The 22,342-nt window shown below is 66.3% G+C and carries 21 protein-coding genes; 17 read left to right on the top strand and 4 right to left on the bottom strand.

Features of this window, described 5'->3' with window-relative positions:
• The first annotated feature begins 169 nt into the window (after nucleotides 1–169).
• From ACQR1D_RS03710 to ACQR1D_RS03680, 7 genes are all read left to right on the top strand, one after another.
• Nucleotides 170–781, top strand: coding sequence for a sigma-70 family RNA polymerase sigma factor (locus tag ACQR1D_RS03710; RefSeq protein WP_315801638.1), 612 nt, complete (start codon nucleotides 170–172; stop codon nucleotides 779–781).
• 365 nt (nucleotides 782–1,146) lie between these two features.
• Nucleotides 1,147–2,553: a cytochrome ubiquinol oxidase subunit I gene (locus ACQR1D_RS03705; RefSeq protein WP_315801639.1), complete on the top strand. Its 1,407-nt coding sequence runs from the start codon at nucleotides 1,147–1,149 to the stop codon at nucleotides 2,551–2,553.
• Complete coding sequence (cydB, locus tag ACQR1D_RS03700; RefSeq protein ID WP_315801640.1) at nucleotides 2,550–3,560, top strand: cytochrome d ubiquinol oxidase subunit II; 1,011 nt, start codon at nucleotides 2,550–2,552, stop codon at nucleotides 3,558–3,560. Before ACQR1D_RS03705 ends, cydB begins: the two co-directional genes overlap by 4 nt.
• Nucleotides 3,560–3,685 carry a DUF2474 family protein gene (locus ACQR1D_RS03695; protein WP_315801641.1) on the top strand — a complete coding sequence of 42 codons (126 nt, stop codon included), beginning with the start codon at nucleotides 3,560–3,562 and terminating at the stop codon, nucleotides 3,683–3,685. Before cydB ends, ACQR1D_RS03695 begins: the two co-directional genes overlap by 1 nt.
• Before the next feature lie 111 nt (nucleotides 3,686–3,796).
• The gene (locus ACQR1D_RS03690) at nucleotides 3,797–4,390 is read left to right on the top strand and encodes a L,D-transpeptidase (RefSeq protein WP_315717095.1); all 594 of its coding nucleotides are present in this window, start codon (nucleotides 3,797–3,799) and stop codon (nucleotides 4,388–4,390) included.
• Between the two features lie 66 nt (nucleotides 4,391–4,456).
• Nucleotides 4,457–5,494 (top strand): amino acid ABC transporter substrate-binding protein, encoded by a 1,038-nt coding sequence (locus tag ACQR1D_RS03685; protein WP_315801642.1) that lies wholly within the window; start codon nucleotides 4,457–4,459, stop codon nucleotides 5,492–5,494.
• 896 nt (nucleotides 5,495–6,390) lie between these two features.
• Nucleotides 6,391–6,846: a fasciclin domain-containing protein gene (locus tag ACQR1D_RS03680; RefSeq protein ID WP_434838212.1), complete on the top strand. Its 456-nt coding sequence runs from the start codon at nucleotides 6,391–6,393 to the stop codon at nucleotides 6,844–6,846.
• A 313-nt stretch (nucleotides 6,847–7,159) separates the two neighbouring features.
• Here ACQR1D_RS03680 and ACQR1D_RS03675 read toward each other — a convergent pair whose 3' ends face one another.
• Complete coding sequence (locus ACQR1D_RS03675; protein ID WP_434838139.1) at nucleotides 7,160–8,299, bottom strand: acyl-CoA dehydrogenase family protein; 1,140 nt, start codon at nucleotides 8,297–8,299, stop codon at nucleotides 7,160–7,162.
• 145 nt (nucleotides 8,300–8,444) lie between these two features.
• Entirely contained in the window at nucleotides 8,445–9,629 is a 1,185-nt protein-coding gene (locus ACQR1D_RS03670) for an acyl-CoA dehydrogenase family protein (protein ID WP_316179407.1), read from the bottom strand.
• A gap of 153 nt (nucleotides 9,630–9,782) precedes the next feature.
• On the opposite strand from ACQR1D_RS03670, the gene ACQR1D_RS03665 reads away from it, so the two are divergent.
• Nucleotides 9,783–10,328 (top strand): carboxymuconolactone decarboxylase family protein, encoded by a 546-nt coding sequence (locus ACQR1D_RS03665; RefSeq protein ID WP_316179405.1) that lies wholly within the window; start codon nucleotides 9,783–9,785, stop codon nucleotides 10,326–10,328.
• Between the two features lie 107 nt (nucleotides 10,329–10,435).
• On the opposite strand, the gene ACQR1D_RS03660 is transcribed toward ACQR1D_RS03665, so the two are convergent.
• Nucleotides 10,436–11,665, bottom strand: a complete 1,230-nt coding sequence (locus ACQR1D_RS03660) for an MFS transporter (RefSeq protein WP_434838140.1) — start codon at nucleotides 11,663–11,665, stop codon at nucleotides 10,436–10,438.
• 203 nt (nucleotides 11,666–11,868) lie between these two features.
• On the opposite strand from ACQR1D_RS03660, the gene ACQR1D_RS03655 reads away from it, so the two are divergent.
• Nucleotides 11,869–13,935 carry a prolyl oligopeptidase family serine peptidase gene (locus tag ACQR1D_RS03655; RefSeq protein WP_434838141.1) on the top strand — a complete coding sequence of 689 codons (2,067 nt, stop codon included), beginning with the start codon at nucleotides 11,869–11,871 and terminating at the stop codon, nucleotides 13,933–13,935.
• Nucleotides 13,936–14,132: 197 nt separating this feature from the next.
• Here the strand turns inward: ACQR1D_RS03655 and ACQR1D_RS03650 are convergent, their stop codons facing one another.
• Nucleotides 14,133–14,810, bottom strand: coding sequence for a DUF938 domain-containing protein (locus ACQR1D_RS03650; protein WP_315801648.1), 678 nt, complete (start codon nucleotides 14,808–14,810; stop codon nucleotides 14,133–14,135).
• 189 nt (nucleotides 14,811–14,999) lie between these two features.
• On the opposite strand from ACQR1D_RS03650, the gene soxX reads away from it, so the two are divergent.
• From soxX to ACQR1D_RS03610, 8 genes are all read left to right on the top strand, one after another.
• A complete protein-coding gene (soxX, locus tag ACQR1D_RS03645) occupies nucleotides 15,000–15,293 on the top strand; it encodes a sulfur oxidation c-type cytochrome SoxX (protein WP_316179438.1) in 294 nt (97 codons plus the stop codon).
• Nucleotides 15,294–15,311: 18 nt separating this feature from the next.
• A complete protein-coding gene (gene soxY / locus ACQR1D_RS03640) occupies nucleotides 15,312–15,806 on the top strand; it encodes a thiosulfate oxidation carrier protein SoxY (protein ID WP_434838142.1) in 495 nt (164 codons plus the stop codon).
• Between the two features lie 15 nt (nucleotides 15,807–15,821).
• A complete protein-coding gene (gene soxZ, locus ACQR1D_RS03635; RefSeq protein ID WP_315801650.1) occupies nucleotides 15,822–16,133 on the top strand; it encodes a thiosulfate oxidation carrier complex protein SoxZ in 312 nt (103 codons plus the stop codon).
• Entirely contained in the window at nucleotides 16,130–16,978 is an 849-nt protein-coding gene (soxA, locus tag ACQR1D_RS03630) for a sulfur oxidation c-type cytochrome SoxA (RefSeq protein ID WP_316179398.1), read from the top strand. Before soxZ ends, soxA begins: the two co-directional genes overlap by 4 nt.
• Before the next feature lie 23 nt (nucleotides 16,979–17,001).
• Nucleotides 17,002–17,304 (top strand): hypothetical protein, encoded by a 303-nt coding sequence (locus ACQR1D_RS03625; RefSeq protein ID WP_410053204.1) that lies wholly within the window; start codon nucleotides 17,002–17,004, stop codon nucleotides 17,302–17,304.
• Between the two features lie 137 nt (nucleotides 17,305–17,441).
• Nucleotides 17,442–19,193, top strand: coding sequence for a thiosulfohydrolase SoxB (soxB, locus tag ACQR1D_RS03620; RefSeq protein ID WP_434838143.1), 1,752 nt, complete (start codon nucleotides 17,442–17,444; stop codon nucleotides 19,191–19,193).
• A 105-nt stretch (nucleotides 19,194–19,298) separates the two neighbouring features.
• Nucleotides 19,299–20,336 carry an MBL fold metallo-hydrolase gene (locus tag ACQR1D_RS03615; protein WP_316179393.1) on the top strand — a complete coding sequence of 346 codons (1,038 nt, stop codon included), beginning with the start codon at nucleotides 19,299–19,301 and terminating at the stop codon, nucleotides 20,334–20,336.
• Nucleotides 20,337–20,793: 457 nt separating this feature from the next.
• Nucleotides 20,794–22,017, top strand: a complete 1,224-nt coding sequence (locus ACQR1D_RS03610) for an MFS transporter (RefSeq protein WP_434838144.1) — start codon at nucleotides 20,794–20,796, stop codon at nucleotides 22,015–22,017.
• Nucleotides 22,018–22,342: the final 325 nt, after the last annotated feature.

The raw sequence follows: 22,342 nt of genomic DNA, 5'->3' as shown, positions 1-22,342 counted from the left end.
ATAAGGCACAATTCCGCCACGTCTGTTTCGCGATGTGCGACGCGACGAAACATTTCCGCAGGCGCACGAAACCATTTTCCTGTTTTCGTGCAGACGTCCCGAAACGGGCGCTCCTTAACAATCCATCCCGTCGAAACGCCGCAAGGGGGCGGCGGAACGGGAGAGTGCCATGCAGAACGTCGTTGCCATCAATTCCGCAGCCAGCCAGGGCATCATCGCAGCCCAGGCGACCACGGACGACATGCTCCTGGAGAGCATTGCCGATGGCGATCGCACCGCGATGCACACGCTTTATGCGCGCCACAATGTGCGGGTCTATCGCTTCATCCTGCGCATCGTCCGCGACACCACGATCGCCGAGGACCTCGTCAGCCAGGTGTTCCTGGACGTCTGGCGCACCGCCAAGCAGTTCGAGGGCCGCTCGCAGGTCTCGACCTGGCTGCTTTCGATCGCCCGCTTCAAGGCGCTGACCGCGCTGCGCCAGCGCCGTTTCGAGGACATCGACCAGGATGAGGTGCGCGAGATCGCCGACGACTCCGACACGCCGGAAACGTCGCTCGAGCGTTCGACGACCAGCGCCATCCTGCGCGCCTGCGTCGCCAAGCTGTCGCCGGCGCATCGCGAGATCATCACTCTGATCTACTACCATGAGAAGTCGGTCGAGGAAGTCGGGCAGATCATCGGCATCCCGCAGAGCACGGTGAAGACCCGCATGTTCTATGCCCGCAAGCATCTCGCCGAACTGCTGCGCGGCGCCGGCGTGCACAGCCTCGCCGCCTGACCGCGGTTCATTCTCGTCGGGGCCGATGTCCCGGCGGGTTCCCGTGACGACATCGAGAAAATCGCCGAACGAAACAATTGAAACAATCGGCGAAATCACCTGGAAAATTTCGGCCGCTAGAACGTTATGCATCAGCCGAGCCTCAGTCCCCCAGCTGATCTCGGTTGGAGCGAGCAAATTCAAGGTTAACCCCACCTCCCAAGGTTGCTCCGAAGACCCGGCGGATGCCCCCGCCGGGTCTTCGTCGTTTGGGACAGCGCGTGCCGCCAATAGGGCGATTTGACCATTTGATATCGCGCGTTGCCGGTGCAATCTTCCGTCATGGGGCGATGCTACAAGCCCCGTGGCAATGACGGACGGTGCTGATGTTCGGTTTGGATGCGGTTGAGCTGGCGCGCGCGCAGTTCGCCTTCACGGTCACCTTCCACATCATCTTCCCCGCCTTCTCGATCGGGCTCGCGTCCTACCTCGCCGTGCTCGAGGCGCTGTGGCTGTGGACCGGACGCGACGTCTATCTCAACGTCTTCAATTACTGGCTCAAGATCTTCGCCATCGCGTTTGCCATGGGTGTCGTCTCCGGCATCGTGATGTCCTACCAGTTCGGCACCAACTGGTCGGTCTATTCCGACAAGGTCGGACCGGTGATCGGCCCGCTGATGGCCTATGAGGTGCTGACCGCCTTCTTCCTCGAGGCCGGCTTCCTCGGCGTCATGCTGTTCGGCCTGAAGCGCGTCGGCCCGAAGCTGCATTTCCTCGCCACCCTGATGGTCGCAGTGGGCACGCTGATCTCGGCATTCTGGATCCTCTCGGCCAACTCCTGGATGCAGACGCCGGCCGGCTATGCCGTCAACGCCGACGGCCAGTTCGTCTCGGTCGACTGGCTCGCAGTCATCTTCAACCCGTCCTTCCCCTATCGCCTCGTGCACATGGTGCTCGCGGCCTATCTGACCACCTCGCTCGTGGTCGGCGCCGTCGGCGCCTGGCATCTGCTGCGCAATCCGCACCTGCCGGGCCCGCGCGTGATGTTCTCGATGGCGATGTGGATGGCCGCCCTGGTGGCGCCGCTGCAGATCCTGGTCGGCGATCAGCATGGGCTCAACACGCTCGAGCACCAGCCGGTGAAGATCATGGCCATGGAAGGCCATTTCGAGAGCCACAAGGACGGCGCGCCGCTGTACCTGTTCGGCTGGCCCGACCAGGCCAAGGGCGAGCTGAAATGGGCGCTCGGCATCCCCAAGTTCGGCTCGCTGATCCTCAAGCACCAGATCGACGCTCCGATGGCCGGGCTCGACACCGTGCCGCGGCAGGACTGGCCGCCGGTGCCGATCACGTTCTGGTCGTTCCGCATCATGGTCGGCCTGGGCCTGCTGATGTTGGCGCTCGGCGGGTTCAGCCTGTGGGAGCGCTGGCGCGGCCGGCTGTACATCAACCGCGGCCTGCACCGCTTCGCGATTGCGATGGGACCGGCGGGGTTCATCGCCGTCATGGCCGGCTGGATCACCACCGAGACCGGCCGCCAGCCGTTCACGGTGTACGGGCTGCTGCGCACCGCGGATTCCGTGTCGCCGCTCGCCGCCCCGGCCGTCGGCACGTCGCTGCTCGCCTTCATCGTCGTGTATTTCATCATCTTTGCCGCCGGCGTGATGTACATCCTGCGCCTGATGGCTGAGCCGCCGCATCCCGGCGAGCCGGGCCCGAGCAGCGAGCAGCCGGTCCGCACCGCCGGCATCACGCCGGCCGCCGGTGTCGTGCAGGGAGCCGTCGGATCATGAGCGTCACCGTCGATCTCGCCACCCTCTGGGCGTTCATCATCGCGCTCGCCGTGTTCATCTACGTCGTGATGGACGGCTTCGATCTCGGCTTGGGCATCCTGTTCCCGCTGTTTCCCGGCAGGCAGGACCGCGACGTCATCACCAACACCGTGGCGCCGGTGTGGGACGGCAACGAGACCTGGCTGGTGCTCGGCGGCGGTGGCCTGATGGCCGCGTTCCCGCTCGCTTATGCGATCCTGATGCCCGCGCTGTATGCGCCGCTGATCGCGATGCTGGTCGGCCTGATCTTCCGCGGCGTCGCCTTCGAATTCCGCTGGCGCACCCGCGCCCAGCGCAATCTGTGGGACATCGCCTTTGCCGGCGGCTCCTGGGTCGCGACACTGGCGCAGGGCATCGCGCTCGGCGCCATCCTGCAGGGCGTGCATGTCGAGGGGCGTAACTATGCCGGCGGCTGGTGGGACTGGCTGACGCCGTTCAGCCTGCTCACCGGCGTCTCGCTCGTGATCGGCTATGCGCTGCTCGGCGCCACCTGGCTGATCCTCAAGACCGAGGGCGACCTGCGCGACAAGGCCTACCGCATCAGCTGGGTCCTGCTGTTCGCGATGCTGCTCGCCATTGCCGCCGTCAGCCTGTGGACGCCGCTGCTCACCATTCAATATTCGGACCGCTGGTTCAGGTGGCCGGCGATCATTCTCACCGCGCCGGTGCCGCTCGCCGTCATTGGCGTCACCGTGCTGATGATGAAGAACCTCGCCCAGAAGCGCGATGGCTGGCCGTTCTTTCTCGCGCTCGCGCTGTTCTTGCTGTCCTACGCCGGCCTCGGCATCAGCATGTATCCCTACGTCGTGCCGCAGAGCATCACGATCTGGCAGGCGGCAGCACCCGAACGCAGCCAATTGATCATGCTGCCGGGCGTGCTGGTGCTGGTGCCGCTGATCCTCGCCTACACCGGCTGGGCCTATTGGGTGTTTCGCGGCAAGGTCGGGCACGACAGCGGCTATCATTGATGCCCTCCGAGCAGCCTGCCCCACTCGCGAAGCGCCTCGCCTGGTTCGTTGCGCTGTGGCTCGCCGGCGTGGCGACCGTCGGCGCGGTGGCCTTCCTGCTGCGGCTCTGGATGAAGCTCGGATGACAGCGGGTGCGCCCTGCGCTCACCTTGACTTTGCTGCGAATATGCTCCTGAAATTTGGCGGGTGGATTTGATCGGGCAAGCTTCGCAGGGGTCCGTCGAGGAGAGCTTTGAATGCCGAGTTTCCGTCGCCTGCTGTGTGCGGCCAGCGCCATCATTGCGCTGGCACTGTCCACATCGCATAGTTTTGCCCAGTCCGAGGACCCCGGCGATCAGCCCGGCCTCGTCGCCGATGACGGCTACGAGCTCGATCCCGAATGGCGCAAGCAGGTGGTCTATTTCCGCACCACCGAGCCGCCGGGCACCATCATCGTGTCCACCGCCGAACGCCACCTCTATCTCGTGCAGCCGGGCGGACGTGCCATCCGCTACGGCATCGGCGTCGGCCGTGACGGCTTCCAGTGGCAGGGGCTGCTGTCGATCACCAAGAAGGCCGAGTGGCCGGATTGGACGCCGCCGCCGGAGATGATCCAGCGCCAGCCCTATCTGCCGCGCTTCATGGCCGGCGGCCCCGGCAACCCCTTGGGCGCGCGCGCGATGTATCTGGGCACCACCGTGTACCGCATCCACGGCACCAACCAGCCTTGGACGATCGGCAGCAAGATTTCCTCGGGCTGCTTCCGCCTGGTGAATGCCGATGTCGCCGACCTGTTCGACCGCGTGCCGGTCGGCACCAAGGTCGTGGTGCGGCAGAAGCCGGAACTGTGACGGCGGCGCCCGCCGCCCGACATTCAGCCATCGCTTCGTCCTGACATTTTTTGAAAGAGATTGACCATGCGCACTTTCCGAGGCGGCCTGCTGATCGGGCTCGCCGTCGCCGTCCTCGTCGCGGCGCTCGCCGTCACCTATGAGATGTACGACACCCGCACGCTGAAGCGGACCATCCGCCGCGGCGAGGTGCTGTGCGGCGTCAATGCCGGCCTGCCCGGCTTCTCGATTCCCGATGACAAGGGCAATTGGAGCGGCTTCGACGTCGACTTCTGCCGCGCCGTGGCCGCCGCGATCTTCGACGATCCGAAGAAGGCGAAGTTCGTGCCGCTCGACGCCAGTGAGCGCTTCAAGGAGTTGCAGAGCCGCAAGGTCGACATCCTCTCGCGCAACACCACCTGGTCGATGGCGCGCGAGCAGAACTACGACCTGTATTTCCCCGCAGTCGCCTATTACGACGGCCAGGGCTTCATGGTGCCGCGGTCGCGCAAGCTGGAGACGGCGCTCGACCTCAACGGCAGCAAGGTCTGCGTGCAGGATTCCACCACCAACGCGCTCAACCTCGGCGACTATTTCCGCACCAACAACATGAAGTATGAGGAGGTGAAGTTTTCGAAGCTCGACGACGTCATCAAGGCGTATGACAGCGGCAAGTGCGACACCTTCACTGCCGACGTCTCGCAGCTCTACGCGCTGCGACTGACGCTGTCGAAGCCCGCCGATCACGACATCCTGCCCGACCTGATCTCCAAGGAGCCGCTCGCGCCCGTGGTGCGCCAGCGCGACGACGACTGGATGATGATCGTCAAGTGGACGCTGTACGCGATGATCAATGCCGAGGAGCTCGGCGTCACCTCCAAGAACATCGACGAGGCGCTGAAGTCGAAGAAGCCGGACGTGATGCGGCTGGTCGGCAACGAGGGCAGCTACGGCGAGGACCTCGGGCTGACGAAGGATTGGGCGGCGCGCGTGATCCGTCACGTCGGCAATTACGGCGAGGTCTATGAGCGCAATGTCGGCAGCGAGTCCAAGCTGAAGATCCCGCGCGGCATGAACCAGCTCTGGAACGCCGGCGGCGTGCAATACGCACCGCCGATCAGGTAGGGGTTTCCGCTCCCCCTCGCCGTCATCGCGAGGAGCAACGCGACGAAGCGATCCAGGATTGTCAGAGAGACTCTGGATTGCTTCGCTTCGCTCGCAATGACGGAGCATGACGTAACCTTCTCGCGACGCCTCTCGCGCCCGAGCTTTGCCAAATCTCCACCCTCCGTAAATCGAGGGCGCAGGGAAGGCCAGGTGCCGACTGGCACCTGCGGTCCGCCTGCGAAAAAAATGCAGGCGGCAGAACCACAGGCTCAGCCGGGACAACCCGGCCTTCCCTGCGCGATGGTGTTAACGCTTATGGCGCGCTCTCCCCGGTGTCCGGCCTGTTAGCCACCGTCGTCGTTCGGGATCACTCCCATCGACTTGACGCCAGCATCGGGGCGCCAGGACCACGCGCTTTTACGTCCGCATCGTCATCGTTCGTCGGCGCGATCTCGCGCGCTGCGATCCGATGCGTCCATCGCGTCGCCGGCCCACGTTTCGTAACGATCGCGAAGCGTCCCTCTTGCGGGCCGTGACGGCGGTAAATGTGCGGCTGATTTGCCCGACGACACAACGCCCGTCGGGTTGCGACAAAATGGCACGACGGGCAATGCGGATGCTCCTGCAAAGCAATTAGTCCCGCGGATTCATGGCTCTCGGACGCACTGCCCTGCAGGCCTCAGAGGCGGCTCACGAGTTCGTGAACTCATCCTCAAATCCATCCGAACGCAGCGATCGTAACGAGCCTGACCAATCCGGTCGGGGTGATGCGACCTGGAGGACAGGGCGAACAGGGGCCGCAAATCCCTTTTGCGCATCAACCAACTCATTAGTTCAGTTCACAGGGAAAAATTCGAATGACGCTGGGAATCCGTTCGTTCGTGGCCGGCGCGTTGATGCTGGGCGCGCTCTCCATGTCAGCAACCGCGGCACGTGCCGCCGATATCGTCGACACCGCTGTCGGCGCGGGCCAGTTCAAGACGCTGGTCGCCGCTGCCAAGGCCGCAGGCGTCGTGCCGGTGCTGAAGAGCAAGGGCCCGTTCACCGTGTTCGCCCCGACGGACGCGGCGTTCGCCGCGCTGCCGCCGGGCACCGTCGAGGATCTGCTCAAGCCGAGGAACAAGGCCAAGCTCGCCGCGATCTTGAAGTACCACGTGATTCCCGGCGCGGTGAAGGCCGGCGACGTCGCCGGCAAGAAGCTCAGCGTGAAGACGGCGCAGGGCCAGAAGGTCGACGTCGACGGCACCTTCTTCGGCGTGCAGGTCAACGACGCGCATGTGGTGCAGGCCGACGTCATGGCCTCGAACGGCGTCATCCACGTCATCGACAAGGTGCTGCTGCCACCGGCGAAGTCGGCGATGCATCATTGATGCGACGAGGGCGCGCCATCGGTTGATGGCGCGCTCTTTGTCAGTGATCTCTGAGATCGCGACGTTGAAGATCGCGGGGACGCAAATGGCCGATGAGGGCCGATATCGTCCCAACAACATCGGTGTCGTCCCGGCCTTGAGCCGGGACCCATAGCCACCGTCCGGGATTTGGCGAAGGCTGAAGCTGCCAGCGCGGGTCACCACGTCATCCTGTGGTTATGGGTCCCGGCGTTCGCCGGGACGACGGCGCTGGGTGTGGCACGAGTTGGGCCGTACCTGTGGAGAGAGTGACGTCTCGCGAGCGCAGCCTTATTCAGTACCCCCTCAGCTGCGCCAATTGCGCCGCGTGGTAGTTGGCGTCGCCGAGCATCTCCTCGCAGACGCGGGCGCGCTTCATGAAGAAGCCGATGTCGAACTGGTCGGTCATGCCCATGCCGCCATGCATCTGCACGCCCTCCTGGACGGCGCGGGTCGCGGTCGTGCCGGCGCGCGCCTTGGCGACCGCCACGGCCGCCGGCGCGCCGGCAGGATCGGCATCGAGCGCCTGCAGCGCCTTCAGCACGGCGGCGCGCGTGATCTCGATCTCAATGTAGAGCTGCGCGGTACGATGCTGCAGCGCCTGAAATTCGCCGATCGCCTTGCCGAACTGCTTGCGCTCCTTGAGATAGGCAACGGTGCGGCCGAACACTTCCTCGCTCAGTCCCACCATCTCGGAGGCAACCGCGCCGCGGCCGAGATCGAGCACGGCGCTGAGCGTGGCAGCGCCCCCATCGACCTCGCCGAGCACGTGATCGGCGGTCACCTCGACGTTGTCGAGCGTGACCCGCGCGGCGTTGTGCGCGTCGACCATGATGGTGCGTTCGATCACCACGCCCTTGGCCTTGGGATCGACCAGGAACAGCGTGAGGCCATCGCGCTCGCCGGGCGCGCCGGCGCTGCGGCCGACGACGAGCAGGAGATCGGCGACGTGGCCGTCGACCACCATCGCCTTGGCACCGCTGAGCTTGAAGCCGTTGCCGGAGCGCGCGGCCTGCAGCGTTGTGTGCAGCGGACGATGTTTCGCACCCTCGTCCAACGCCAGCGCGGCGAGCAGCGCGCCGCTGGCGATCTTCGGCAGATACTCCGACTTCTGGGCGGCCGAGCCGGCGCGGGTGAGCGCCGAGGCTGACAGCACGGCAGTGGCGAAAAACGGCGACGGCATCAAGGTGCGGCCGATCTCCTCCATCACGACGCCGGCTTCGACCGCGCCGAGGCCGGAGCCGCCGTGCTCTTCCGGCACGAGCAGGCCGGCAAAGCCCATCTCGGCGAAGGTGGCCCAGAGCTCCCTGGAGAAGCCGGTCTCGTCTCTGACGTCGCGCAGCTTGCGCAGGTGCGACACCGGCGCCTTGTCGTTGATCAGCCCGCGCGCGCTGTCGCGCAGCATGGATTGTTCTTCGGTGAGGAGGAGAGGCATGGGGTGTTTCCAAGAATTTTGTTTGTTGGATGCGGGCTCTCTCCACTCGTCATGCCCGGGCTTGACCCGGGCATCCATGTCTCACGTCACGAGGAAAGACGTGGATGGCCGGGTCAAGCCCGGCCATGACGGAGAGAGTGATGAACTACGCCCCCGGCAGATCGAGGATGCGCTTGGCGACGATGCCGAGCATGACCTCGGAGGTGCCGCCTTCGATCGAGTTGGCCTTGGTGCGGAGCCAGGCACGGGGACGCGCGCCTTCATGGGAACGCTCGCTCTCCCATTCCAGCGCGTCGATGCCGCCGGCCGACATCAACAGCTCATACCGGCGCTTGTTGAGCTCCGTACCGTAATACTTCATCGCCGAGGAGAACGCCGGATGGCCCTGCCCCGCCTTGGCGAGATCGACCATGCGCTCGGCGGCCGCCGCGAGCGCCGCCTCGTCGACATCGAAGGTCGCGATCTCGGCGCGCAGCAGCGCGTCGTCGAGACGGCCCTGCCCGTCGCTGCCGACGGAGTCGGCCGCGACCTGGCCGAGCGGCCGGCTGCCCCCGCGCTCGCCCATGCCCGAGATCATCGCGCGCTCGTGTTGCAGCAGGTACTTCGCAACGTCCCAACCACGGTTGACGGTGCCGAGCACGTTCGCCTTGGGCACCCGGACATTGTCGAAGAAGGTCTCGCAGAACGGCGAGCGGCCGGAGATCAGGAGAATCGGCTTGGTCGACACGCCCTTCGACGTCATGTCGAACAGGATGAAGCTGATGCCGTCATGCTTCTTCGCCGCGGGGTCGGTGCGCACCAGGCAGAAGATCCAGTCGGCGTAGTTGGCGTAGGAGGTCCAGATCTTCTGGCCGTTGATGATGTAGTCATCACCATCGCTCTCGGCGCGGGTCTGCAACGAGGCGAGATCGGAGCCGGCGTTCGGCTCGGAATAGCCCTGGCACCAGCGGATCAGGCCGGCGGTGATCTTGGGCAGGTGCTCGCGCTTCTGGTCGTCGGTGCCGTATTTCAGCAGCGCCGGCCCGAGCATCGAGATGCCGAACGAGGTGATCGGCGCGCGCGCCCCGATCGCCGCCATCTCCTGGCGCACGATCTTGGCCTCCTCGCCGTCGAGGCCGCCGCCGCCGTATTCTTTCGGCCAGTGCGGCACGGTCCAGCCCTTGTCGCGCATGCGCTCAAACCAGATGCGCTGCGGCTCGGAGGAGAATTTCGCATTGCGGCCGCCCCAGAACGTATCCTCCTCGGAGGTCATCGGCCGGCGCATCTCCGGCGGACAATTGGCCTCCAGCCAGGCCCGCGTTTCGCGGCGGAATGTGTCGAGATCGGCCATGCCAGGTCCTCACGCGTTTCCATGATTGCTGTCGTTGGCAAGACCTAACCTCAGCGCTTGGCGGAATTCAACATCGATGTCGCCGCGGGCACCCTCGCCTTGCCGGGCGTTCTATGGTCATGATGCCGCCGCGTGAAATACGAGGAAACGAACATGCGCCTGAAACTTCTTTCGCCTGGCGAAATGAGCGCCGACCAGCGCCAGACCTACGACGAGTCGATCGCCAGCAAGCGCGGCTCGCCGCCGCCGCCGATGATGGCCTGGCTCAACAGTCCCGAGATGGCGCGGCATGCAACACGGCTCGGCGCCTTCCTGCGCTACGACACGGTGTTTCCCGCAGCATTGTCGGAGATCGCGATCCTGGTGACGGCGCGGCACTGGACCGCGCATTACGAATGGTACGCGCACAAGCGCCTCGCGCTGGCCGGCGGATTGGACATCAGGATCATCGACGCCATCCGCGACCGCCGCACGCCGGAGTTCTCCGATCCCAAGGCGAAAGTGATCTACGACGTCGCCAAGTCGCTGCATGAGGGCCATGGGCTGACGGATGCGCTCTACAAGGACGCGATCGCAACGCTCGGCGAGCGCGGCGTCGTCGAGATCATCGGCCTCTGCGGCTACTACACGATGGTCTCGATGACGCTGAACACGTTCGAGTTCGATCTGCCGGAGGGCGAGGTTTCGGAGTTGAAGTAAGAAGCGCGTGAGCTGCGATGCGCCGCTGTCGCCACGATGCCGGTGCACTCCCCTCCCCCTTGCGGGGAGGGGAGTGCACTGAGATCGCCGCTCAACTGATGCTCAGCTCATCCCCGCTCCGCCACACCCGCTGCCTCGCGCCGCTTCGACGACCACACCAGCGCAAGCACGCACAAGCCCAGCAGCACCGGCGGGAACACCACCATGTTGACCGCCGACCATCCGAAATGGGCGAGCAGCTGGCCCGAGGAGAACGAGCCCAGCGCCATCAGGCCGAAGATCAGGAAATCGTTGAAGGCCTGCACCTTGTTGCGCTCGGCGGACGAATGCGTCTCCAGCACCAGCGCGGAGGCGCCGACGAAGCCGAAATTCCAGCCGACGCCGAGCATGACCAGTGTGGCCCAGAAGTGCATCGCGGTCAGGCCGGACAGGCCGATGACGGCCGCGACCGCTTCGAGCCCCAGGCCCAGCGCGACGATGGCCGGCGCACCGAAGCGCGCGATCAGCGATCCCGTGAAGAAGCTCGGGCCGTACATCGCGACGATGTGCCATTGCAGGCCGAAATTGGAATCCGACACCGTCAGCCCGCACATCTGCATCGCCAGCGGCGCCGAGGTCATCACCAGGTTCATCACCGGATAGGCGATGGTGCCGCACAGCGCGGCTGCGATGAAGCGCGGCTGGCGCACGATCTCGGACAGCGGCCGGCCGCCATGCAGATCGGCAGCTTCAGGCTTCGGCAGATCGACGCCGGCCACGATCCCCATCGCGACCAGCGCGACCGCCGCCTGGATCAGATAGCTGAACGCGAACAGATAGGGCTGCCAGACGTCCATGGTCCATTGCACGAGCTGTGGACCGAGCAGACCGGCGAAGATGCCGCCTGCCATCACCCACGACACCGCCTTGGGCCGGAACGCGGCGCTGGCGCCGTCGGCAGCAGCGAAGCGATAGGATTGCGCGACCGCGCCATAGAGGCCGCCGAGGAACGTCGCCAGGCAGAACAGTGCGAACGAGCCGCGCAGAATCGCGAGGCAGCCGAGCACGCCGGTGACGGCGCCGCAGCCGGTACCGATGAGGAAGGCCGCCCGGCGGCCATAGCGCCGCGAGATCGCGCCGGTCGGCAGGGTGCCGGCGGCGAGGCCGACGACGTACATCGAGATCGGCACCGTCGCGAGCCCGATGTTCGGGGCAATGGTGACGCCGACGATCGCGCCGGTCGCGAAGATCACGGCCGAGTTGGCGCCGGTCAGCGCCTGGGCGGCCGCGAGCCGTGCCACGTTGCGGCGAGCGCGGGCATCATCGGAAGTATCTTCGCTCACGGTCAGATCGATCATCTCAGGTATCCGGGGGCGTGGCGCGCACGCTTCGCCTTGCTGGTTCAGCCGCACTATTGGGGGAAGCACGCGCCCGAGGCAACGGGCGCGAACGGAGACAAGCCATGCGGCAGCGGCCGCGCCACCGAGCGTGATTCGACACTCCCGACCCGCCCGGCTAATCACGGTATTCTCGCGTCAACGGCGCCCGCGGAGCTTGAGCCATGTCAATCGACGATCGTCCGACCATCGCGGCGCCCGATGACGATCCGTATCTGTGGCTCGAGGAGATCGACGGCGAGCGCGCGCTCGCCTTCGTCGCGGCGCAGAACCAGCGCACGCTCGCCGCGTTCGGCGATGCGGCCTTCGCACGCGACCGCGACGCACTAGCTGCCATTCTGGACCGGCCCGACAACATCCCGTTTGTGAGCCGACGCGGCGGGCTGCTGTACAATCAATGGAAGGATGCGGCGCATCCGCGCGGCTTGTGGCGGCGTACGACGCTGACGGAGTTCCGCAAGGCGCAACCGCAATGGGAGGACCTGCTCGACATCGACCGACTCGCCGCCGACGAAGGCGAGGACTGGGCACTGAACGGAGTCTCGAGCCTGCCGCCGGCCCATGAGCACGCCATCCTGAGCCTGTCACGCGGCGGCAGCGACGCCGTGGTGCTGCGCGAGTTCGACCTCGCGGCGAAGCGCTTTGTCACGGGCGGCTTCACGCTCTCGGAGGCCAAGGGCAGCGCCGCCTGGCTCGATGCCGACACGCTGCTGCTGGCGAGCGCGTTCGGCCCGGGCATGGCGACGCCGTCCGGCTACGCTCGGACGGTGCGGCGCTGGCGGCGCGGCCAGCCGGTCGAGCAGGCGGAGGTGATCTTCGCCGCCGAAGGCAGCCAGTCGACATGGGTCCATGTCGGCGTCGATCGCAGCGTCGCGCCGGCGCGGGTGTGGTTCGCCGAGGGCATTGACTTCTTCAACCAGCATCTCTGGCTCGGCGACGGCGGCGGCGCGCAGACCAGGCTCGACCTGCCGACCGACTGCTGGATGTCAGCGCATGGCGACTGGATGGCCATCAAGCTGCGCCAGCCCTGGACCGTCGGCGAGGTCACCCATCCTGCGGATGTGGTGCTCGGCCTCCGGCTGTCGGCATTCCTCGCCGGACGCCGCGATTTCACCCGCGTGTTCGAGCCGGCGCCGCGACGCGCGCTGCAGGGCCTGTCCTGGGCCGGCGGCCGGCTGGTGCTGTCGATCCTTGACGAGCTCAGGGCCAGGTTCGAGGTGTGGACGCCGTCGCAGGAGGCGTGGAGCTGCGAGCGGCTGCCCGGCCTGCCGGAGATCGCGACCGTGGACGTCTGGCGCCTGGACACCGACGAAGCGGAAAGCAACGGCGACCTGCTCGCCAATGTCCAGGATCCGCTGACGCCGCCGTCGCTGCAACTGATCGAGGGCTTCGCTGCACCCGTGATCCTGAAGCAGGCTCCTCGCACCTTCGCCGCCGAGGGCCACGTCGTCACACGGCACGAGGCGATCTCGGTGGATGGCGAGCGTATTCCCTACACCCAGACCGGGCCGGCCGACCTGACCGGCGACGCGCCGGTGCACATGAGCGCTTATGGCGGCTTCGGTCACACGCTGCGTCCGGCCTACAATGCGGCGCTGGGCAAGCTGTGGCTGGAGCGCGGCGGCACGCTGGTGGAGGCCAACATCCGCGGCGGCGGCGAATTCGGCACCGCCTGGCACGACGCCGGCCGCTATGCCGGCAAGCGGCTCGCGCATGATGATTTCGCCGCGGTCGCCGCCGATCTCGTCCGCCGCGGCGTCACGGTGCCGAAGCGCATCGCGGCGCAAGGCGGCTCCAATGGCGGCATCCTGATCACCAACATGCTGGTGCGCTACCCCGAGCGCTTCGGCGCCTTGTTCTGCACCATCCCGCTGATCGACATGCGCCGCTATACCAAGCTGCTCGCCGGCGCGAGCTGGATCGCCGAATATGGCGATCCCGATCAGGACGCGGATTGGAGCTGGCTGCAGACCTATTCGGCCTATCACACCGCCACGCCCGGCCAGCCCTATCCGCCGATCCTGATCGCGACCACGCGGCGCGACGACCGCGTCCATCCCGGCCACGCCCGCAAGATGACCGCCAAGCTGCAGGCCATGGGCTACGACGCGTGGTTCTACGAACCCGCCGCCGGCGGCCATGGCTATGGCACCGACAACCGCGAGCGCGCCAGCTTCATCACGCTGGGCACCCGGTTCCTGGCGCGGCATGTGGGGCTGGAGATGGCGTAGCGCCTACGCTCCGTTACCGTGCTGCCGGCCCCACCCACCGCTGTCGTCCCGGCGAACGCCGGGACCCATACTCCGCGGCAGGAGTTTGTCGCGAGGGCAGATGTCACGCCGATCTCGCGTCACAACTGGACCCTGTGGCTATGGGTCCCGGCGTTCGCCGGGACGACGGCGGAATTCGGAGCAGCGCCGTCGACAACTCACGACGTCCGACCGAACACCAGGATCATGTTGTTGGCCGGCATCTCCACCGTCTCGCGCAAGGCGAGGCCATTGCGCGCGGCGAGCGCGTCGAGATCGGTGATGTCGCGCACGCCCCAGTCCGGATCGCGCTCGCGCAGGGAGGTGTCGAACACGGCATTGCTGACCGCGGTGTGCTTGCCGTCACGCTTGAACGGACCGTAGAGCACCAGCACGCCGTCCGCCGACAGCGCCTGCCCGGCACCGGCGAACAATCCCTCCGCCACCGCCCACGGCGCGATGTGAATCACATTGGCACAGAAGATCGCGGCGAGCTGCGAAGGCCCGCCCGCGGCGCGGAACGCCGCCGGCCAGCCGGGATCCGACAAGTCGATGCGCTGGGCGTCGCGGATGTTGGACCGCCCGGCATGCCGGCGCCACGCCGCGATGCTGGCGAGGTGGTTGGCGTTGAGATCGCTCGGCCACCACGTCAGGTCCGGGCGCTGGGAGGCGAAATGCACGACATGCTGGCCGGTGCCGCTGCCCGCCTCCAGCACGTCGCCGGTCTTGCCCGCCAGCAGCCGTCCCAGCACCGCCCAGATCGGCTGGTGGTTGCGATGGAACGCGGCCGCGTCCAGCCGCCCGTCCGGTTCCACCGGCCGGCCGTCCCGGCCGAACTCCACGACATACTCCGCCATGCCCATTCTCCCGGCCGCCCCATGAACGGCCCTCGTTAACCGCGTTGCGGCGGCCACCATAGCTGCATTGTCAGCCGATGGTCTTTATGCTTTGCAGCTCCTATAATACCGAGATCACCGAGACGTCGGAATTCCACCTTGATCACACCTGTCCTGCGTACCGCCCTGGCGATGGGGCTCTCGCTCGCCATGTCCATGGCCGCTCACGCCCAGTCCGGTGCCGCCGACGGCCAAAAGCTCGCCTTCGACCGCGGCAAGGGCAACTGCCTGACCTGCCACGAGATCAAGGGCGGCGACCTGCCGGGCTCGATCGGCCCGAAGCTGGAGAACCTCAAGGCGAGATACGACCGCGCCGAGCTGATCGCGATTCTCAACGACGAGACCAGGCGCAATCCGCTGACGGTGATGCCGCCGTTCGGCCGCAACCGCATCCTGACCGAGCAGGAAATCAGCGCCATCGTCGATTTCCTGCAGACCCTCTGATTCCGTTTGGAGACCGCCATGACTGCCTCGTCCGGCCCGTTGGCCCACCGCCGCCTGTTCCTGAAGGGCGCCGGCCTCGTCGCGCTGATCGGCCTCGGCAACGCCGTGCTGCACGCCGCGCCCGCCTTCGCGGCGACCAACGACAACAAATATCCGGAAGACGCCTTCAAGCAGAAGAACGCGGGCGACGCTGTCAAGGCGCTGTACGGCCGCGACCACGAAGCGTCCGACAAGATCAAGCTCGACGCGCCGGAGATCGCCGAGAACGGCGGCGTGGTGCCGATCGCGGTGACGACCACGCTGCCGAACGTCACCTCGATCGCTTTCATCGTCAGCGAGAATCCGTTCGCGCTGGCGGCGTCGTACCACATCCCCGACGGCACCGTGCCCGCGGTGGCGAACCGACTCAAGATGGCCAAGACCTCCAACGTGATCGCGCTCGTCGAATCCGGCGGCAAGCTCTACAGCGCGACCAAGGAGGTCAAGGTCACCGTCGGCGGCTGCGGCGGCTAAGGTCAGGAGATCATCATGGCATCGAGCATCCGCGTCCGCGCCGTCCTGAACGGCGACATCGCCGAGGTCCAGACCCTGATCCAGCACCCGATGGATACGGGCCTGGTCAAGGACGCCAAGGGAGAGCTGATCCCGGCGCACTATATCCAGCAGGTCACCTTCGTGCACAAGGACAAGACGGTGTTCCTGGCCGATTGGGGCACCGCGGTCTCGAAGGACCCCTATGTCAAGTTCGCCTTCAAGGGCGCGGCCAAGGGCGACGAGCTCAAGGTGAGCTGGGTCGACAGCAAGGGCGCGACCGACAGCCTGACGGCGACGATCCAATGAGGGCGCCGTGCCTCGCGCTGACTGTCGCGGCCGCGCTCGCTCTCGGCGCCTGCGGCGCCGCGGCCGCGGACAAGCCGAACCCGGCCGCCGACGCCAAGGCGTTCCAGGATTACTTCGTCAAGAAGTTCCCGAAGGTGGCGTTCGATGATTTCGTCAACGGGCCGTATTCGATGAACGCCGACATGCGCAAGCAATGGGAAGAGAAGGAGGAGTTCCCTCCTTACGAGTTCGCGCTCGATGCCGGCAAGGAGATGTTCGCCAAGCCGTTCAAGAACGGCAAGACCTATGCCGACTGCTTCCCGAACGGCGGCATCGGCATCCGCCAGAACTATCCCTATTTCGACGACAAGGAAGGCAAGGTCATCACGCTGGAGCTGGCGCTGAACCGCTGCCGCGAGGCCAATGGCGAGCAGCCCTACTCCTACGTCAAGGACGAGATGGCCTCGCTGACCGCCTACATGGCGTTCACCTCGCGCGGCAAGCGCTTCGACATCAAGATCCCCGATGACCCGCGGGCGCTCGAGGCGTTCGAGAAGGGCAAGGAGTATTTCTACACCCGCCGCGGCCAGCTGAACTTCTCCTGCGCGAGCTGCCATGTGCAGAGCCCGGGCGAGCGCATCCGCGCCGAGATCCTGGCGCCGGCGCTCGGCATCCTCAACGCGATGCCGATCTACCGCTCGGAATGGAGCGGCATGGGCACGATCAGCCGGCGCTTCGTCACTTGCAACAGCCAGACCCGCGCCGTGCCGCTGGAGCCGCAGTCGGACGAATACCGCAACCTCGAATATTATCTGTCCTACGTGTCGAACGGCCTGCCGGTTTCAGGACCGGGAGCGCGGCCATGAAAAATGTCACGACAGCAGGCGTCATGAAAAAGATCGTGTTCGCCATGATGGTATCCGCGGTCGGCGCCGGCTCCGCGCGGGCCGCGTCGGAGGCCGACTATCTCTCGGCGGTCGCGGCGGCCGAGAGCGCCAACAAGGAAGCCGGACGTCTGCGCAACCAATGGACCGTGACCCAGGCCGCACTCACCGCTGCGAAGAAGGCAGCGGATTCCGGCAATTTCGATTCTGCGCTGAAATCGGCGCAGGAGGCCGAGGCGCTCGCCAAGGCCTCGATCGTCCAGGCCACCAGCGAGAAGCAGCGCTGGAAGGACATGGAGATCCGCTAGAGCATGATCCGGAGACGTGGCAACCGGTTCTCCCTCGCGACAACCGCCGAAGGCGTTTGCGCGGAGATCATGCTCACACAAAGGGATGGATCATGATGCGATTCCATGGAATCGCATCATGATCTAGAACGCTGGCCATGACGATGCGGCGCCGGGATTTTCTGAAAGCATCGGCTGTCGCGGCCATCGCCGCGCCGGCGCTGCTGCGCAGCGCGACCGCCGCCGACACCGTCAGCCTGTACGACATCGAGAAATTCGGCAACGCGCGCATCCTGCACATCACGGACACGCATGCGCAGCTGCGGCCGCTGTTGTTCCGCGAGCCCAGCGTCAATCTCGGCATCGGCGAGATGTGGGGACGGCCGCCGCATCTGGTCGAGCGCGCCTTCCTCGACCGCTACGGCATCCGGCCCGACAGCGCCGAGGCCTATGCCTTCACCTCGTTCGAGTTCGAGAAATACGCCGTTCGCTTCGGCCGGATGGGCGGCTTCGCGCATCTGAAGACGCTGGTCGACAAGCTGCGCGCCGATGCCGGCGACCATCGCTCGGTGCTGCTCGATGGCGGCGACCTCTGGCAGGGCACCGGGCTCGCCAATGCGATGCGCGGCGCCGACATGGTGAGCGCGGCCAATTTGCTCGGCATCGACGCGATGACCGGGCATTGGGAGTTCACCTATGGCGAGGAGGCGCTGCGCGCCAACCTCGCCCGCTTCAAGGGCGAGTTCCTGGCGCAGAATGTGTTCCTGACCGAGGAGGCCGCGTTCAACGACGCCAAGGCGTTCGACCCCGGATCGGGGCGCGTGTTCAAGCCGGCCACCATCAAGGAGATCGGCGGCGCCCGCATTGCCGTGATCGGCCAGGCTTTCCCCTACGTGCCGATCGCGCATCCGCGCCGCTTCACGCCGGACTGGACGTTCGGCATCCGCGAGGAGGAGTTGCAGAAGCTGGTCGATGGCCTGCGCGGCGCCGACAAGGTCGATGCCGTGATCCTGCTGTCGCATAACGGCATGGATGTCGACCTCAAGCTCGCGAGCCGCGTCACCGGCATCGACGTCATCCTCGGCGGCCATACCCATGACGCGGTTCCGCAGCCGGTCGCGGTCAGCAACGCCAAGGGCGCGACCTTGGTCACCAATGCCGGCTCGAACGGCAAATTTCTCGCCGTGCTCGATCTCGATGTCGGCAAGGGCCGCGTCGCCGATGCACGCTACCGGCTGCTGCCCATCTACTCGGAGCTGCTGAAGCCCGATCCCGCGATGCAGGCGCTGATCGACCAGACGCAGCAGCCGCAGGTCGCGGCCTGGAGCGAGAAGCTCGCAACATCGGACCGGCTGCTGTACCGGCGCGGCAATTTCGAAGGCGCGACCGACGACCTGATCTGCGCGGCGCTGCGCCGCGAGCTCGACGCCGAGATTGCGCTGTCACCCGGATTCCGCTGGGGTCCGACCTTGCTCGCCAACCAGTCCATCCTGCTGGAGGACGTGCTGGCGCAGACCGCCATCACCTATCCCGAGACCTATGTGCAGCGGATGACCGGCGCAGAGATCAAAGACGTGCTCGAGGACGTCTGCGACAATCTGTTCAACGCCGATCCCTATCTGCAGCAGGGCGGCGACATGGTGCGCACCGGCGGGCTGTCCTACCGCTGCGCGCCCGCCGAGCCGATCGGCCGCCGCATCTCCGATCTCACGCGCGACGATGGCCGCCCGCTCGACGCGCGCAAGAGCTACAAGGTCGCCGGCTGGGCCTCGATGAACGCGCAAGACGGCAAGCCGGTGTGGGACGTGGTCGCCAACCACCTGCGCGACGGTCAGCTGGTGCTGGTCGGAACCAACAAGGTCACGCTCTCGGGCGTCGACGGCAATCCCGGCTTTGCATCGCAATCGTGACCGCGGACGGCGCGGTGCAATCCGGCCTGCCGAGCGTCCGCCGCATTGGTGACACCAGCCCGATCGTGCTAATGCCACGGGGATCCAGATCGGAAGGAGGCGCCGATGATCTTCCGCCAATTGTTCGACAGCGTCTCCGGCACCTACAGCTACATCCTCGCCAGCCGCACCGGCGGCGAGGCTGTCATCATCGATCCCGTGCTGGAGAAGGTCGACCGCTACTGCCAGCTGTTGCGTGAGCTCGATTTGCGCCTGGTGAAGGCCGTCGACACCCACCTGCATGCGGATCACGTCACCGGCCTCGGCGCTTTGCGCGACCGCACCCATTGCGTCACCATCATGGGCGAGCAGACCAAGGCCGATGTCGTGGCGATGCGCGTCAGCGAGGGCGACCGGATCGCGATCGAGGGCATCAGCCTGGACGTGATGTACACGCCCGGGCACACCGACGATTCCTATAGTTTCTCGATGGGCGACCGCGTCTTCACCGGCGACACGCTGCTGATCCGCGGCACCGGCCGCACCGATTTCCAGAACGGCGATGCGCGGCAGCAGTACGACTCCATCTTCAACAGGCTGCTGCGGCTGCCCGACGACACGCTGGTCTATCCCGCGCACGACTACAAGGGCGACACCGTCTCCACCATCGGCGAGGAGCGCCGCTACAATCCGCGCCTGCAGGTCAAGTCGGTCGACGACTACGTCGCGCTGATGGCGAATCTGAAGCTGCCGAATCCGAAGATGATGGATGTCGCGGTGCCCGCCAACATGCGCGTCGGGCTGCATCAGGAGGAACTGGCGAAGCAGGGCCTGTCGCTGTCGGCACGTGAGGCGATCGAATGCCTGGGACGTCCCGACGTGCTGCTGGTCGATCTGCGCGAGGCCGCCGAGCGCGCCAAGCACGGCACGCTGTCCGGCGCGCTGCACGCGCCCTATCCTGCGATCGCCGACAATCTCAAGCCCGGCGGCATGCTGCGCGAGGTTGCCGCCGCCACCGGCCGCCGCATCGTGTTCTTCTGCGCCTATGGCGAGCGCTCCGCGATGGCCGTGCAGACCGCGCAAGCGGCGGGGCTTGCGAATACGGCACATATCGAGGGCGGACTGGACGCGTGGAAGAAGGCCGGCGGACCGGTGGTGCCGTAGGGAGTTACGCTCTCGCTCTCCTCTCCCACCTTTCGGCAGCCTTCGACCGCGCCCCACACTCGCTGTCGTCCCGGGCAAGACCGTTGACGCGAAGCGTCAGCGGGCGCCGACCCGGGACCCATACCGCGTGATCCGTCTTGAGGCAGGCTGCGTGTTGCACGACTCGCGCAACAAACATCCGCCGGTGGTTATGGGTCCCCGCGTTCGCGGGGACGACACCTGTGGTGGGGACACACCGTGCCTTCCTGCCCACAACCCCGGAACGGCGGCGGGTGACTTGCCGCCCCTCGGCCGCCGGCCATCCCGCGCAGGTGCCATGCGCGGGCGTTCATGGACAATGAACCGCAATCCGATACTGTGGCGTTGTGTCGCGCGCCTCTGTTTAGGCAGCATCGGCGGTTTGCCGGCAACGCGTCCTCTTTTCCATCGCTGACGACCGGAGCCACACGGATCGACCATGGCTGACGTTCTCGCCGCACCGCAACATGTCCGTGCTCCGGTCCGGGCCGCCTCCCCGCTGCGCACGCTGGCGCTGATCTCGCTGGCGCATTGGGTCAGCCACCTGCACATGCTGGTGCTGCCGATGCTGTTTCCCTACCTCAAGGAGAAGCTCGGCGTCGGCTATGTCGAGCTCGGCTTTCCGCTCACCGTGTTCGCTGTGGTGTCGGCGCTAACGCAGGCCCCGGTCGGCTATCTCGTCGACCGCGCCGGCGCCCGCCGCATCCTGCTGCTCGGCCTCACGCTCGGCGGCCTGTCGCTGGCGCTGCTCGGGTTCTACCTGACCTACACAAGCCTCGTCGTCTCGGCGGTGCTGCTCGGCCTCGCCAACGCGGTCTACCATCCCTCGGACTATGCCCTGCTGTCGGCCCACATGGACGAGAAGCGCATGGGCCGCGCCTTCGGCGTGCACACCTTCGCCGGCTATCTCGGCGGCGCCGTCGCGCCCGCGGTGATGGCGGCGCTGGTCACCACCGTCGGCGGCTCCGGCGCGCTGATCGCGGCCGGCCTGGTCGGACCGCTCGCGGCGCTGCTGCTGCTCGCCGGCAACGTGCCCGAGGTGCCGCCGCATCCGCACCACACCGCTGCCGATGGCAGCAAGGCGAAGCAGCCCAGCCTGCTGACGCCGATGCTGATGCTGCTGACCGTGTTCTTCATGCTGCTCAGCCTGTCCAACGCCGGCATCGCCAGCTTCGGCGTGGTCGCGTTCATGAACGGCTACGGCATCTCGTTCTCGACCGCCAATATCGCGCTGACCGCATTCCTCGGCGCCAGCGCCGTCGGCGTGCTCGCCGGCGGCCAGCTCGCCGACCGCATCAGGCATCACAACCTGGTCGCGGCCGTCGCCTATGCGATCAACGCCGTGCTGGTGCTGATGATCACTTTCATCAACCTGCCAACCGTGCTGCTCACGGCGATTATGCTGGTCGCCGGCTTCATGAGCGGCGTGATCGCGCCGTCGCGCGACATGCTGGTGCGCAACGCCGCCCCTCCGGGCGCCGCCGGCCGCGCCTTCGGCATCGTCTCCACCGGCTTCAACTTCGCCGGCGTCGTCAGCCCGCTGCTGTTCGGCTGGATCATGGACATGAACGCACCCCGCTGGGTGTTCGGCGCCTCGGTCGGGTTCATGCTGCTGACCATCGTGCTGGCGTTCTTCACCGAGCCGAAGAAGGCCAAGGCGTAGTTGTCGACGTAGGGTGGGCAAAGCGAAGCGTGCCCACCATTTGTCACCGACACCACAGCTACCAACGGTGGGCACGCAACGCCTGATGGCGTCGCTTTGCCCACCCTAGGGACAGTAAGCTATTAGTTCGTCCGCGCTGCCCGATGCAGCGCCCTCTCCCCTTGTGGGAGAGGGCATCGCTGGCGCATCGGCGCACTCCGTCGGGTGAGGGGTCTCTCTCGGCGAAGGAAGCCGGCGGAGAGAGACCCCCATTGGCGCTAACTTACCATTTTGCTGCCGGAAATGGATGATTCCTCGGTCGAGTGACTGACGAATCGCTTTCGAA

It is taken from the genome of Bradyrhizobium sp. HKCCYLRH2047, from assembly GCF_051168175.1.
In the GTDB taxonomy this organism is placed as follows: domain Bacteria; phylum Pseudomonadota; class Alphaproteobacteria; order Rhizobiales; family Xanthobacteraceae; genus Bradyrhizobium.
Note: the sequence above shows the minus strand (reverse complement) of the source record. Positions and strands in the feature narration are given on the sequence as shown.